This is a genomic window from Paenibacillus cucumis (ex Kampfer et al. 2016) (assembly GCF_019748695.1).
GTDB classification, from domain to species: Bacteria; Bacillota; Bacilli; order Paenibacillales; family Paenibacillaceae; genus Paenibacillus; species Paenibacillus polysaccharolyticus.
In genome coordinates, this window is sequence record NZ_JACLIC010000057.1 from 1 (window position 1) to 15284 (window position 15284).

Consider the following 15284-nt stretch of genomic DNA (forward strand, 5'->3'; position numbering starts at 1 on the left):
TTTAATTTGTCCTTTACAAGGGGTACATTTTAATGAAGGAGCGCCCCTTTTTAATGCATATGCAGCTTACTAATCTCGAAACTTCGTGCTCTAACCAAACCCTTCAAGCGTTCGACGGGTGAATTAATGTCGTGGCTGACGTTGGTTTAGCAACCACCCCTGTCCCATGCCCACGCTACTATTACACGTCTATCTCATGCTCTTGTCTGTCTATCCCACTCACTTGTTTGTCTATCTCACGCTCTTGTACGTCTACCTCATCCCATATCCTCTTGTATCTACTTTATACCTTATGCCTTCGGCAATTGGAATGAGCTTTTCAGCGATACAACCCGGTTGAATACGGGACGGCCTGGCTCGGAGTGTTTTGGATCAACACTGAAGTAACCGTGACGGAAAAATTGGAACTTGTCCTGTGATTTCGCTTCTTTCATCTCTTGCTCCACGAAGCCGTGAACGATCTCCAGAGAGTTCGGGTTCAGCTGATCCAGGAACGTTTTTTCCGGTTGCTCGGCAGTCTCTGCTCCAGCTCCAGTCACATCGGCCTCAATCTCAGCCCCTGCTACAGCAGCAACCACTTCGGCCTCTGCTTCCGCTTCCGGCGCTTCCGCCGAAATCAACGGCTCGTACAAACGGAATTCTGCGGGTACCGCTTGAGTTGCCTCTACCCAGTGAATCGTGCCTTTGACTTTGCGGCCTGTAAAGCCGCTGCCGCTCTTCGTTTCTACATCATATGTGCAATGAATCTCAACAACATTACCATCCGCATCCTTGATCACGTCATTACATTTAATGAAGTAGGCATGTTTCAAACGAACTTCATTGCCAGGGAACAAACGGAAGTATTTGTTCGGTGGATTTTCCATAAAATCGTCTTGCTCGATATAAATCTCACGGGAAAACGGAATTTGGCGGTTGCCCATCTCCGGATTTTCCACGTTATTCTCGGCTTCCAACCACTCCACTTGTCCCTCAGGATAGTTGGTGATAACCACTTTGAGCGGGTGCAGGACAGCCATGGTGCGCGGAGCTTTCAGTTTCAGATCCTCACGAACAAAGTGCTCCAGCGTTTGCAGATCGATCACGCCTTGGCTTTTGGAAATGCCTGTTTCGAATACAAAATCACGAATCGCTTCCGGTGTGTACCCCCGGCGACGCAAACCCGAGATCGTTGGCATACGCGGATCATCCCAGCCATCGACATGGCCTTCATCCACAAGCAACTTCAGCTTACGTTTGCTCGTTACCATCTGTGACAGGTTCAGGCGGCCAAACTCGTATTGACGCGGCTGACTTTGCATCTCACACTCTGCAACAACCCAATCATAGAATGGACGTTGATCTTCAAACTCCAGAGAACACAAAGAGTGTGTTACACCTTCAATGGCATCTTCCAGCGGGTGTGCGAATGCATACATCGGGTAGATGCACCATTTGTCGCCCGTATTATGGTGATGTGCATGAGAGATACGGTAGATGACCGGATCACGCAGGTTGATGTTAGGCGAAGCCATATCAATCTTGGCACGCAGTACCTTTTCTCCGTTCTTGAATTCGCCTGCACGCATACGTGTGAACAGGTCGAGGTTCTCTTCCACCGAACGGTCGCGGTACGGGCTGTTTTTGCCCGGCTCGGTCAGCGTTCCGCGCATTTGACGGATTTCGTCGGCGCTTTGGTCGTCGACATAGGCTTTACCTTTTTGAATAAGCAAGACCGCACGGTTGTACATCTCATCGAAATAATCCGAGGCAAAACGTTTCTCGTTCCACTCGTATCCGAGCCATTTCACGTCTTCCTGGATGGAGTTCACGTACTCCACGTCTTCCTTCACCGGGTTCGTGTCATCAAAGCGCAGGTTTGTCTTGCCGCCGAACTCGCCGCCCAGCGTAAAGTTGATCCAGATCGCCTTCGCGTGACCAATATGCAGATAACCGTTCGGTTCCGGTGGAAAACGGGTAATAACTTCCTGGACTTTGCCCGACCGGAGGTCCTCGGTAATGATATTTTTAATAAAGTTAGGTGGGGTTGTGAATCGGTTGTCCACAGTTATCAAACCTTTCATGAATGGATTGGAGCTTGCAAAAAGTACAATAGTACAGCAATTCCGGGTAAAATTCCTTAATGACGAAACCATTTCCTGAAAATATCTTCTTTCATGGAAAGTTTCGTACGCGTTTCATTTAAATATACCTTTAACGGGGAAGGAGTTCAATAAATAACAACATGAAAATCGGGATCAAACGCACACGCTACCCGATTCAAGTTAGGCCCAATACCATTTTGACGAGTTCGCACGAATCATGTAGCATATGAGTAAAACTAAATTTAAGGGAGGGTTTCCCAAGTGAACGCGCTAAAACTGACCAAAGAACAGCAGGATGAAGCCATTCGCACGATCCAGTCGTATTTTGAAGAGGAACGCGGCGAAGAATTGGGCGATCTGGCAGCATGGGGCGTCCTCGACCTGTTTATGACACAGCTTGCTCCCTACATATATAATCAGGCACTCAGTGACGCACGCACGACGGTAAACCAGCGCATGGCCTCCATGGAAGAAGATCTGTTTGCTCTGGAGCGCAAATTGCCCCGGCCTCCCCGCTAATCTACCTATTATATAAAGAAAGAAGGTTGCAATCATGTTTACCTATTCATTGGATGAATATACCGAGCTTCGCCCGCTCTTGATGGAGCACACCAAACCGCTGTTCGAACTGACGGACCGTTCCCGGGATCAACTGAGACATTGGCTGCCTTGGGTAGATCAGGTGACCGACATGGAACATACATCGAGCTTTATTACGAACGCGTTAAAACAAGCTGCGGAGAACGGCGGCTTCACAGCCGGCATCTGGTTAAAAGGAGAACTTGCAGGTATCATCGGTTTCCACGAGATTAACTGGACAAGCCGTTCCGTAAGCATCGGATACTGGCTTGGCAAAGGCTTTGAAGGACAGGGCCTAATGACCAGTGCCTGCCGTGTCTTGGTGGATTACGCCCTCGTGACACTGGATCTGAATCGGGTCGAAATTCGCTGTGCCACCAACAACAAACGTAGCCGTGCTATTCCGGAACGACTTGGCTTCGTGCTTGAAGGTGTCATTCGCCAGGCGGAAAAGCTGCCTAAAGGATACGTCAATCATGCGGTATACGGCATGTTACAGCATGAATGGGAACTTTTGCGATAAAACAGCCTTACATAATGGACATATCATCATACATCACCCTAATCCGCTTGCCCTTTGTCTGTGACGGCACATGTCCCATAGATGAGGGGTATTTGTGGTTAGGACACCATTTTTTACTTCCCCTTAAGGTTGAACTCATCTCTGCTTCATGCTCGGTGCCTAAGATAGCGTTGTGGCTGTATAACCACAAACTCTATTCAAGGAAGAAGGATGATCACGGATGAAGAAAACCACAACATCAAAGGCAGTCAAAGTAACCAGCGCTTTAGCTTTAACACTTGCACTTGGCGGGGGCTTGGTGGCAACAACTGCGGTTCATGCAGACCCTGCGGCGAAAGCATCCGATGCACTCCAAAACAAACGCACTGCCCCGATGGGGTCCCATATATTGAAACCACCTGGCGAAGCGGAACGAGGACTTGGACCTTGGTTCGGGCCTCATGCTGAAGAAGTTCTCTCTGTGCTGGGCATCACCAAAGATGAGTTGAAAGAAGCCATTAAAGCAGATAAGTCCCTTGCTGAAATTGCTGCCTCAAAAAAGGTTGAGACACAGACGATCATTGATAAACTGGTAGCCACGGAGAAAAAGGAACTGCAACTACAGCTTACCGACTCCAAGATCACACAAACCCAATATAATGAACGTTTGGCCGCTCTCACGGAACGCGTGAGTGAACTAGTAAACGAAAAACCATCCGCATTACGTGAGAAAAAACCAGAACATCCTGCGCCTGGAATGGGTTTGCCTGGACGGGGGTTTGGCCCTGAAGTCGATCGCAACCTGGACAAGCTCGCGTCTTTACTCGGAGTGACCACCAATGAATTAACTTCATCACTCAAAAAAGGGGATACCCTCGCAGCCATTGCCTCTGCCCAGAAGGTAAACGTGCAAACCCTTATTCAGCAGCTTGCAACCGATAGAACGGCCGATCTGCAGCAAGAGTTGAAAGACGGGAAAATTACACAGGCTCAGTATGATGAACGGGTTGCCGATCTAACCCAGCGCATCACAGACCTTGTTAATGGCAAACGCCCATCCGTTCAGCCCGAGCATCACCATGGCTCTCGTTTGAAAGACGAGTCTGGCACCCCAGTTAAACCTTTGCCAGAGAACGACAAAACAGACAAAGCAGGCACGACAGATCAGGCAGGTACGAGCACTTCTGATCTTAGTAAAGATCCTGCATAACCAACCGTTAGCAAGCAAATCGTACGTGGAATCTCACCTGTCTCTGCATCCTACAGGATGATTTCCATGCCAAGCCCCTCCTTCCCACGCTGTCAGCAGCGGTGAAGGAGGGGCTTTAATGTTTATCAGGTACATCGTCCTTTAGAGCGCGCGCACCATGCCACCATCCACAATTAATGATGTTCCGGTAATGTAGGAGTTGGCACCAGACAACAGAAATACGACAGCTTTGGCGAATTCCTCCGGCTGTCCATAACGCCCCAGCGGAATCTCTTTACGGAACTGCTCGGCAATCTCGTCTTCACTGACTCCATTCTGTTCTGCCCTCGCCGTATCCAACTCACGAATCCGATCTGTTGCGATGCGTCCAGGGGCTACGGTATTAATCAGAATACCGTATGGTGCAAGCTCCTGAGAGAGCGTCTTGGCAAGACCAAACACACCCGTACGAAACGTATTGGATAGAATCAGACCCGGAATGGGTTGCTTCACCGATGTGGAGGCAATGTTGACGATATGTCCTCCGCTTGCCTTCATATACGGAAGCACACCCCGAATCAGCCGCACATAACTAAGCATGTTTAGCTCAAACGCACGCTCCCAGTCCTCGTCGGTCAGTGACTCGAACGTACCGGAGGGCGGGCCGCCAGAATTGTTAACCAGAATGTCGATCTGGCCAAACTGTTCTGCTGTAGCCTGAATAAGTGCCGCGATGTCCTCCTTGCGTGTTACATCCGTTGCGACATATTCGACACATCCTCCGCCGCCAAGTGCAAGCAACTCTTCTTTGACGATAGCGAGCTTGTCCCCGCTTCGGCTGGCCAACATCACATCCGCACCTTCCAGTGCCAGCTGTGCCGCAACCGCTTTGCCCAGGCCTCGACTGGAGGCCAGCACGAGTGCTTTTTTACCGCGAAGTCCCATATCCATTGTGTATTCCTCCCTAAGCAAAGTTTGTTCTCCTACACATCCGTCTAACCGTCTAGGCATCAATAAAATAAGCCATTAAAATGTCGTCTACATCCCTGCCACCGATTCGGAACTCAGATACAAGCCTGCCTTCGGTTATAAACCCACATTGCTCATAGAAGGCAACCGCTCCCGGGTTGCTGGATAATACACGCAGTCTCAGCTTACGAATGCCCTGCTCCAGCGCGTGTTGCTTCATCGCTTTCATTAGAGCTGTTGCCACACCAGAGCGGCGAAAATCCGGATGAACAGCAATATGGATTTCATAGACATGCCGATTCACTGGCATCCCCGTAGGGGGATGGAAGCCCACGTATCCGCATACCTGATCCTCTTGTACCGCAATGAGCTGACTGCCAGGAGGACAATATTGCAAATACTGCTGTCTGGATCTCCATTGCATCGGTGCAGGCGAGGTGGATGCATTCCAGACCAGCATATCCAGCTCCATTAGCTGGTTTGCATCCTTCATCTCGGAAGCACGGATTTGATACGTATGACTGGTGAACATGCTGATTCAACCTTTCGATATCTTCATTCAATTTTTTGATTCGCTTCATTTAAATATCTTTTTCCCTAGCTTGATTACGCTATCTTTATCATGTTCTTTATTCTGTTATCTATTGTAGCATAGCCGCCGGGAGGACTAAAATTCCACCTTCGTTTGACCAAATCATGAAAGATTAGAGCACACTACAACTTGCCTGCTAGCATAGCCGATGCCCTCTAATTTCTGGACCCAGCAGAAAAAAGCAGATAACCATGGACTTCGACAAATCAATTTACCTTGCCGTAACGTCATACTTTATACTGATTCCATGGTAATACTTATAGATACGGTTCAATAAGGTAAGGAGGTACATCCGGTTGAATATCAAAGAAGCCGCTTCCCGGCTGGGGATTTCCGCAAGAGCCATTCGTTTTTATGAGGAAAAAGGGTTAATTCAGCCTGCCAAGCAGGTCAGCAACGGATACCGCACTTATACGGAAAATGACATTTGGCGTTTGCAGACAATAGCAGCGCTACGCGAAATTGGCATGTCTTTGCAGGATATTACTCACGCGCTCGCCGAGATAGATCAAGGTAACCAGCAGGGGTTAGAGGAATATCTGGAGTTGCAGCAAGCGGTGATGTACGCCCAGTGGGTGGAGTTAAAACGTATGATGGATACAACCCAGCGGATGATCGACCTGAACCGTCAGGACGGGGCGCTGGATGTCAGCCACCTGCATGATCTGGCTGGCAGTGCACGCAGACTGCGGGAAGCAAGGCAGAACTGGCATGACCGCTGGAATTATGATAAACAAGCGGCCATCCATGATCAGCGGGTTCAAACTATGACAGATACAGAGGATTACACTCCACAAGCAGATTCAACCCTATCCACGACTGCGTCCTTAGGCCACGTACAAACAACAGCAGACAAGCCATTTAACCTATACCGTAATTACGACGAAGCATTAGAACAGACCTTGCAGTCTATTGCTCCTCAGCCTGGAGAAACTGGCTTGGACATTGGCACTGGGACAGGCAATCTGGCTGGCAGAATGCTGCGTCAGGGTGCTGTCATGACCGGGATCGATCAATCACGGGAAATGCTGCGAACATGCCGCCTCAAGTATCCTCAGATGCAGGTGAAGCTTGGTAATTTTCTGGCCTTGCCTTTTGCCGATCAATCCTTCGACTTTGTTGTATCCAGCTTCGCCTTCCATCATCTGGGTCCGGATCAGCAACAGCTCGCTTTGGAAGAAATCCAGCGTGTGCTCAAAACCAGCGGCACGAGCAGAATCTGTCTCACCGACCTGATGTTTAGGGATTCCGCCCATCGTGACGCTTACCTACGACATGCCAAGGTCACAGGCGACAAGGAACAACAACGCGCTTTGCACGAGCGCCATTTCCCATTGCTGGACGAATTACACTGCCGTCTGACTCACCTGGGCTACGAGACCAAACATGTCCGTCATAATGAATTATTGCATACCGTACTTGCGGTTCCGCTATAATAGCAGGTATCTGACAACAACCTCCAGCGAAACACGAATGATATAGGAAAGAGCCAACTCTCCGAAAGGAGGTTGGCTCTTATTGCTGGTCTCGCTAGAGAGGACAGCAATGACTAGTTTACATATAAATATCAACAATCGTACGCTCAGCCGTGCCGCTTACTTCTTTGAACGCATCCAGCGAGATGCATACCCCGCCTTCACGATAACGGTTCACTGTACGCTCACCAGCCACGTCTTTGCCATTCACCGTTACACGGCTGACAGCTTTCTCATTCAGGTGGTAGATAAACGTCACCGGCGTGCCTGCATATTCGAATTCGAATTGCATGCCATCCAGCTCAGCTGGCAGTACCGGGTCAATGACCAGATTACCGCCTTCCTGACGAATACCGAGTGCATTCGAGATCAACTGGTTCATGTAGATTCCAGGGCCGCTGGAGTAGATTCTCCATCCGCCTTTCACTTCTACCGTCCCTTTGCGAAGCTGGTCAAAATGTTCCTGTGCCTCGTAACGGGTGTTGAACTTGCCATCCGAACTACTGAAGTACGCGTTCGCTTGGCGAATCTCTGCATTAGGCACAACCTCACGGATCCCCACCGGATTGATCATCGCCAGACCGTTCCACACTTGATCCGTTTTACCCAGCTTCGCCATCGCTTCCACGTAACGGATGTGGGCATGCACATATTGCAAACCGATCTCACGTCCGAAGTTGGATGCTTGCTCTGCACGTTTGAAGTGTGTGCTCACACCGCCAGCATATTGCGCAGGACGGTTCATCAGACGTACGCCATCCGGGCAGAGGAACTGTTCACGAATGAGTGCATAGTGTGACTCAGCCTGTTCTGCGTTCAGCAGTTCGCCGATCATGCTGCGTGTCATTGGCAACAGACGATATTGGATACCAGTCTCGGTGTCTGTCGGGTGCAGCATCAGCTTCGCCCGATCTGCCTCTTCCATGTACACAAAGCCTGGAATTACATCTGTGCCCAGCATGTAACGGTTGAAATCCTCGCGGATGCCCTGTGCCAGTTCGGCAAGCTCTTGCGCAAAAGCTTCGTCTTTGGACTTCAACGCCTGTGATAACACGTTCACGGACTGATACGTCAAGGCAACCGTCCAGCTACTCACCATGTATTGCTTGAGTTGTGCATTAGCTGGTTGCAGGGTATCATCCCAGTCTCCATCTCCATAGGAGGACAGGAACGTATCGTGCAGGAAGTGTGCACGGATATACTCGATCTCTTTTTTCGCGTGATCCAGTACGGTTGCTGTCTCTTCTGTGAATCCAAAGCTGTGTTTAACTGTATAAGGCACTTTCTCATCCAGAATGGCATAATCGCGTGTCGCAGTAAGGTAATCTGCCAGCACTTTCAGCGGCCATACGATGATATCGCCATGGCTCTCTTCCTGTTGAATCGCAAAGTACTTGTCAAACATAAACCATTGCGGCCAGTTACCATCATCTTCGTATTGGTGTGTGTACACCATTTTGATGATATCGCGAACCTGCTCATATTTTTGAGTGGCCATGAAATACTCTACCGGACCTTGGCACACATCACGCGTACCCCATGCCGCACCGCCGTATTGCTCCAGACCATGAGGCACAGAGTAGTGAACCAGCATGTTGTGGGTGTACCACCAAGCAAGTGCGTTGACTTTGAACAGATCTTCCGCATCCTGGCTCTCGCCGCGGGACAAACGGAAACCATTCATGACACCTGCAAAGAACTCACGGTATGCCTGCACTTCTTCTTCAAAAGAAAGAGTAGAAGTTGCTGTGTCAGCACCCGCAGTCGCCTGACCTTCCAGCACGCCCTGAACCTTCAGCGTCCATTCCGCAGTCTCTTCTAAGCTTAACGTTACAAGTGAAGCAGCACCACTGCGAACACCGCTGGCAAGAAGTGTTTCGTCCCCGGCTTGTACAGAGGCACCTTCAACAGTCATGCGGTACTCCAGCTCAGGATACGTTCCTGCACTCAGAGACTTCGAATCCGCTTTGAAAATCAATGTGCTACCATCCTGCGTCATGTGCAGTGGATACTCGTACTCATTCACGTTCATCGTAATCTGGTTCGTCACCAGGTAACGATAAGCTTTGCCACTTGTAGAACGCACATTCATGCGTACTTCCGTAGAATGCGTCGTTGTGTAATTCGTCACGATGAGTGTATCGGACTCCATTTTGTATATCCAGCGAGCATAGTTAAACCCAATCTCGAACAAAGACGGCATCGTCAGCAGACGATATTGCCCATCGATCTCAACATAGATGCGTTGTCCGGCCGTTTTTGGCACGTTCAGAGCATTGCGGGCATTACTGATCATTTTATTAAAATTGGTGTTACCAATGACAAGCTGTGAGTTAAACATTCCGTACATATACGAGGTGGTTGTAATAACCTGTGCACCAAGTTTTACATTACCGCCGCTCATCAGAATATGTCCGTGTGGACGCTCCACCAGCAGTTCTTTGGCTTTCAATACGATATGCTCGTAAGATTCGGTAAAGAAGGACAACAGCCGATCCCCGCTACGTTCTTCCTGATGACGGTCAGGGTACAGCTGGTTAATCTCTTCCTGCGTCAGATCCAGTGCCGCCAGTGGCTCACCCAGAGACGAGGAAAGTTTCACCTGTTCAAATACTTCACCTTGTTCTGCGTTCAAAGCCTGTACTTCGTTCCATGCTGCTGCAACTTCATCTCCATACTCCAGTGCGGTAATACCCGATGCATGGTTAGGCTTCGCCAGTCCGTAGAAAACAACCTGTGCCTCACCGTTCAATTCCAACAACTCGGATTGCAATGCAGTATAAGCGAACTCATACTGGTAAGTTTCGTTTGCCAGAGACGGGCGACTCAGGCTTTCAGGTTGATTGGTTTCTTTGTAAGATAGTCCGAAGAACTGGAATCCATCTGTTGAGTAACCCACCGCTTTGGTCAAAGAGCCTTGTTGCATGTAAGGGAACACGCCGCCCTGTGGCTGGTTTTGACGTGAACATACCACATAGCCTTTTGCATCATCTTCAAATACCGTATGGTCGATATATTGCGACAGATAGGCTTCATTACTACGTACTGCGCCCGGATCAGCAAGTCCCACATCTTGTCCATACACCACATCAACACGCTGCTGTTGTCCTGTAATCTTCACATCCCAGAACCAGATTCCTTGCGGGGCAAGCGTAAATACAACTTTATACTGGATCGCCTGTCCTGCAGGGTTCGGTTGCACACTGCCTGTCCAGATCAGCTGACGGTCTGCATGTAATTTGCTCGTAGATACTTGGCTACCGGAATGCACGCCGAGGAGAGGGAAGGAAAGAATCTCCCCATTTTCTCCGTATACACGCAGGTATAGATTATTCAAAGACCCATCAATCGGGTTGCTAAGTAGTTGATTCAGCATGGTTGAGCCGGAAGTGGCTTGATACAAATCTCCACTGTTCAAAAAAGTAAATGTGACTTCTCCGGCTGCCAGACGAATCGTTTCATTCATGGTTGTTGCCATCTCTCTATCACTCCTTAAATTAGTTTACGACTTAAAATCGAAACGTTTCGATATTTTTGAAAAAGAATAGGGCTCCCTTTGAACCGGTCGTTCCCGACCCGTTCCAACGATAACCCTCATGCTGTAATACAAGTAACACATTGTGTTCACTTACAGATCACACTTCTCGTCGTTATGTATCCATCTTAGCCAAGTCTTGCTGTGATGAATACTTGCTCTGCCTTTTGCATCTACTGCCCCAGTTGCCACCAATATTACATACCATGATGCAAACTCGGTAACCTTATTTCCTACTCTCGACCTTAAGGAGACCCCACGGACCCGCGCTCTACCAGATCAATCGTTAATGTATAGGATGGATTAACACTCTCTCCATTCAACATCTGGAACAGCAGATGCCCGGCCAGTGATCCCGCCTCATGCTTCGGCTGACGAATCGTGGTCAGCGGTGGTTGAATATATTCAGACAGCTGGATATCATCGAATCCAATAACGGAAACATCTCCCGGCACCGAAATACCACTCTCTTCAAATGCCTTCAGTCCACCAATAGCCATCTCGTCATTCCCGTAAAACACTGCTGACGGCAGCTCTCCCTGCATAATCATCATCTTGGTCGCGCTGAAACCGCCCTCGCGCACAAAATTGCCGTTCAAACGCCACTTGGATTTTTCGGTAAGGCCTGCTTCCCGCATCGCTCGGAGATACCCCTGGTAACGTAGCGCATTATCATAGGAATTGGACGGTCCGCTGATATAAGCAATATTCTCATGCCCCGCTCTAATTAGACGGCGAGTCGCCAGATATCCTCCCTGCTCTCCATCCACCAGTACGCTAACAAGATGATCGCCAGATAGCTGTCGATCCATGACAATAATGGGGAATCGCGACCCGGCAGACTGAACCAGGATATCATCATCGATGTTATGAGCCAGAACAACGGCTCCGTCCACTCTTTTTTCACGCAAAAAACGTACGGCCGTTGAATCCCCTCCACCCATCGAGCTGCACGCAATCAGGTCATACCCGTTCGCCAGCGCCACATCCTGCACACTACGAATCAACTCGGAGTAATAAGGTCCCGACAAGTCTGTCAAGATTAGCGCGATGGTATTGGTCCGGCTCCGTTTCAGATCCATGGCAAAGCCGTTTTTACGGTAATTCAGTTCCCGTGCTGCCTCGAGCACTTTGGCTTTGGTCTTGGCACTAACCTTGCTGTCCCCATTCAATGCATAGGAAGCAGTAGAGAGTGCTACACCCGCCAGCTTTGCCACATCCTTGATCGTTGCCATTCCTAGTTCGCCCCTTCTTGCTTCACTCGTCCATGACTATTTCGTTCTGTGCTCTGTTCTTTTATAGTTACTATTCATTGTAATGCAAATATTTTGAGATGATGTTTCAGGGTACCTCTAAAGTATGTTATGGTTGTACTATTATTATAAATCTTGAGTTGCTTCTAAACCATTTCAATTATGGATCGAAACGTTTCGAGGTATTTCCAAAAAAATAATTCATGCTCAACCTTCTTGTCTCTCTGCTGTAGTACAAACAAAACTGTAGTCATGATTCGTTCCTTCGTAATCAAATTCTTCTTAATCATATAAAAAGAAATATTGAGAAATCTGCTCTACACAACAGATTGAAACGTTTCGACATTCTCATTATAGTCGCTAGTGATAGCGATTTCAACCATTTTATTTGATTTTCGCAGAAAAGAAGAACATATTCAATACGTTCATATCTCACTTTGAACCTCACACAGGCTTCAACGCTTATGTTCAGCATCAATGATTATAAAATGAGGACTTGCTTTATAGGAAAGCCTATACCTCAAATTGTCCCAAGATCAGCCTTAAAAATCCAACCCTAAGATCAAAATAAAGATTATAGATAAATATCCATATAAAGCAAGTCAAACGATCTAACGAATGAGACTTACACAGAATCAGATTACTTTTTTACCGCATGAATAAAATGAATCGTCTCAAAAGCAGACAAGTCATCTGTTCGTTGACTGAAATACCGCTCCTGTACTTCTTCAGGGGATAGATGCTCATAGATGAGAAGACCTGCTTTTTCCAGCAGATGCTCCATGTCTTCATACGTGAAGCAGGATAGCATCGGTTCGCCCCCCATCGTAGCCATTTTGACCATGTTTTCGACACGGTTATATTTGCCCTTTTCCTGAAAGAGATGTTCATCTGCATAATCAAACACGATTGAACTTCCAGCTGGAAGAGGTGCAAAAGCGTGATGAATTAAACGACAGAGGTCTTCTTTGGGCAAATAATACGAAACGCCAAGCAGTGTAAACATGGTTCTCACATCTCGGAATAGACTGCTCCAAGAATCCGTACGAATCATCTCACGGGTGAAGTCCATGGGTACAAAATGAAGATTGCGTGGAATAACCAGCTCTGCCTGCCTCAAACGCTCTTTCTTTAACTGCTGTTCAGATGGGAGATCTACCTCGAATATGTCCAACTCATCCCCCAATTCCGGGTGTCTAAACGCAAACGTGTCCATACCGGCACCAAGAACAATCATCTGCTTCACGCCCAGCGCAGCTTCCTGTAGCATCACCTGTTCACTGTAGGCAGAGCGAGCCAGCGTGATCGGTGACAGCTGGACTTGGGTTATCCATTTTAATATCTGATTTGAATCACCCCTGAACTGATGATCCGCATCCGGGTGAAAGAAATGAATGCCTCGTATCATGTTTTCGCTAATTGTTGCGAATTCTTCTGAAGTGATCAGTTTTCGACTTACAAAATCATTAAAGATAAGTGGTTCATCATGCTCCATATGGTAGGCTCGGGCAAATGCTGAAATCAGAGACGTTATACTGGACTCCTTCTTCTCGCTCATCATGTTCCTCCCGTATCAACAAAAATAAGGTCCCCCTGGCCAGGAGAACCTTAGTATATACGGAAAGTTTATATATGTAAATTATATCATATATAAACTTTTTTGTCAATCTCATTTTTAGATAAGTTCATTAGAATCTATATTATTTCAGTCGTCTCTGTTGTTTAGATTCAGTACGTTCATTTTGTCCGTTTCACTTAGAATCCTATGCGTCCAAGCCGTATTCCCGAGTCTCCCGGTTACGGTTCAGCGCAGCATGTAATACAAATCCAAGCAGGGCTATTGAAGCCGTCCCGGTTGCCAGCCATGCTACAGGGATTAGACCCTGTTTATCATACATAACCCCCATCGCATACGGCCCGATTACACGTCCAACCGCTCCAATTCCGCCCGAGACACCAATGTAAAAAGGGGCTGCCCTCCCCGCATGCTCCGATATAAATGCCGGTGTTGCCGGTGAGATTAACATCTCTCCGAAAGTAGCGAGCACCATCGCAAGTACCATGCCCGGATAATTGTACATCGTGATCATAACAATGTAGGCGAGCCCATAAAATAAGGCACTTGCTGTCATCTGGGCGCTGGAGGTACGAGCCATCGTACGTTTTATCCAACTGGTGAATGGTTGCCCCACAAAGATCAGCACCCCGTTAAGTGTCCAGAGCAGACCGTACATTCTTTTCTCCAATCCTTCTGAAATAATATACGGGGATACGCCTGTATTCCAGATGGAGTTGCCAAACAAAAGGAACAACACACCAAGACTCATAAACAGATACAGCCGAGTGTTTCCCAGCAGTGTCCAGATGCCCGGACCGTCTGGTACGGTTTTACGTTTCGTCAGCTGTACTTCTCCCTGCTCCGGCTCCGCCCGGGAAAGATAAAACCAGAAAAACACTGCAAATCCTGCTGAGGTCACCCCGTTTAACACAAAGCTCAGATGATATGAAAAGTCAGCGAGAAATCCGCTAAGCGCCGTTCCAATCGCCACACCGATGTTGTTCGCCACATAAATAATGTTAAACAGTTCTCCGCGCCGCTCGGCAAACCGGAAGCCGATAAACGCTTGAATTGCAGGCAACGATAATGAACTGAATAACCCAATCCAACCCATTGCACAGATAAAAACAACCCAGTACGCGCTAATCCAAGGCAATGCGAACAATCCTGCCGCGTTTAGTGCAAGCGAACCAATGATTAGTTTTTTCACACCTACACGATGGTATAGAGAGCCACCAAGCAGCTGTCCAAAAATACCACCCAGAGATTGAATCAAAATAACAAAACCTGCGTTTGCCATCGTGCGCCCCAGCTCGTCGAATACATACATAGTCGTCAGCGGCCACATGAGAGCACTACCCGTGGCACTCACCATGCTTGCCAGCAAAAACACTTTCACTTCTTTTGGATAGTTATCCAGCCATCTCAACATTTTACCCATACTCCTTACATCTTCTAGCCTGACATACCCTTACCATTGTCCGCACAAAAGGCTCCCGCACACGTGGCACAACTCGCCACGGCGGAAGCCTGTAAGTTAAAGATATT

General features: G+C 48.1%; 11 protein-coding genes. 4 read left to right on the forward strand and 7 right to left on the reverse strand.

Annotated features, from left to right (window positions below; all coding sequences use genetic code 11):
* Nucleotides 1–290: 290 nt before the first annotated feature.
* Nucleotides 291–2063, reverse strand: a complete 1773-nt coding sequence (locus H7T88_RS28055; RefSeq protein ID WP_221791680.1) for a glutamine--tRNA ligase/YqeY domain fusion protein — start codon at nt 2061–2063, stop codon at nt 291–293.
* 282 nt (nt 2064–2345) lie between these two features.
* On the opposite strand from H7T88_RS28055, the gene H7T88_RS28060 reads away from it, so the two are divergent.
* The 3 genes from H7T88_RS28060 (at nt 2346) to H7T88_RS28070 (ending at nt 4375) form a co-directional block, all read left to right on the forward strand.
* Entirely contained in the window at nt 2346–2603 is a 258-nt protein-coding gene (locus tag H7T88_RS28060) for a DUF2164 domain-containing protein (RefSeq protein WP_090924184.1), read from the forward strand.
* 34 nt (nt 2604–2637) lie between these two features.
* Nucleotides 2638–3186, forward strand: a complete 549-nt coding sequence (locus tag H7T88_RS28065) for a GNAT family N-acetyltransferase (protein ID WP_154891995.1) — start codon at nt 2638–2640, stop codon at nt 3184–3186.
* A gap of 220 nt (nt 3187–3406) precedes the next feature.
* Nucleotides 3407–4375: a LysM peptidoglycan-binding domain-containing protein gene (locus H7T88_RS28070; protein ID WP_221791681.1), complete on the forward strand. Its 969-nt coding sequence runs from the start codon at nt 3407–3409 to the stop codon at nt 4373–4375.
* A gap of 141 nt (nt 4376–4516) precedes the next feature.
* Here the strand turns inward: H7T88_RS28070 and H7T88_RS28075 are convergent, their stop codons facing one another.
* The gene (locus tag H7T88_RS28075) at nt 4517–5305 is read right to left on the reverse strand and encodes an SDR family oxidoreductase (RefSeq protein WP_154891997.1); all 789 of its coding nucleotides are present in this window, start codon (nt 5303–5305) and stop codon (nt 4517–4519) included.
* 52 nt (nt 5306–5357) lie between these two features.
* Nucleotides 5358–5855 carry a GNAT family N-acetyltransferase gene (locus tag H7T88_RS28080; protein WP_090924180.1) on the reverse strand — a complete coding sequence of 166 codons (498 nt, stop codon included), beginning with the start codon at nt 5853–5855 and terminating at the stop codon, nt 5358–5360.
* A 356-nt stretch (nt 5856–6211) separates the two neighbouring features.
* Here H7T88_RS28080 and H7T88_RS28085 point away from each other — a divergent pair, with 356 nt between their 5' ends.
* The gene (locus tag H7T88_RS28085) at nt 6212–7351 is read left to right on the forward strand and encodes a methyltransferase domain-containing protein (protein ID WP_090924179.1); all 1140 of its coding nucleotides are present in this window, start codon (nt 6212–6214) and stop codon (nt 7349–7351) included.
* Between the two features lie 118 nt (nt 7352–7469).
* On the opposite strand, the gene H7T88_RS28090 is transcribed toward H7T88_RS28085, so the two are convergent.
* The 4 genes from H7T88_RS28090 to H7T88_RS28105 all read right to left on the reverse strand — a co-directional run bounded on the left by H7T88_RS28090 (nt 7470) and on the right by H7T88_RS28105 (nt 15165).
* Complete coding sequence (locus H7T88_RS28090; protein ID WP_154891998.1) at nt 7470–10868, reverse strand: GH36-type glycosyl hydrolase domain-containing protein; 3399 nt, start codon at nt 10866–10868, stop codon at nt 7470–7472.
* Between the two features lie 302 nt (nt 10869–11170).
* Nucleotides 11171–12160, reverse strand: coding sequence for a LacI family DNA-binding transcriptional regulator (locus H7T88_RS28095; RefSeq protein WP_090924177.1), 990 nt, complete (start codon nt 12158–12160; stop codon nt 11171–11173).
* Between the two features lie 658 nt (nt 12161–12818).
* Entirely contained in the window at nt 12819–13739 is a 921-nt protein-coding gene (locus tag H7T88_RS28100; protein ID WP_154891999.1) for a class I SAM-dependent methyltransferase, read from the reverse strand.
* A gap of 202 nt (nt 13740–13941) precedes the next feature.
* Nucleotides 13942–15165, reverse strand: a complete 1224-nt coding sequence (locus H7T88_RS28105) for an MFS transporter (RefSeq protein ID WP_154892014.1) — start codon at nt 15163–15165, stop codon at nt 13942–13944.
* Nucleotides 15166–15284: the final 119 nt, after the last annotated feature.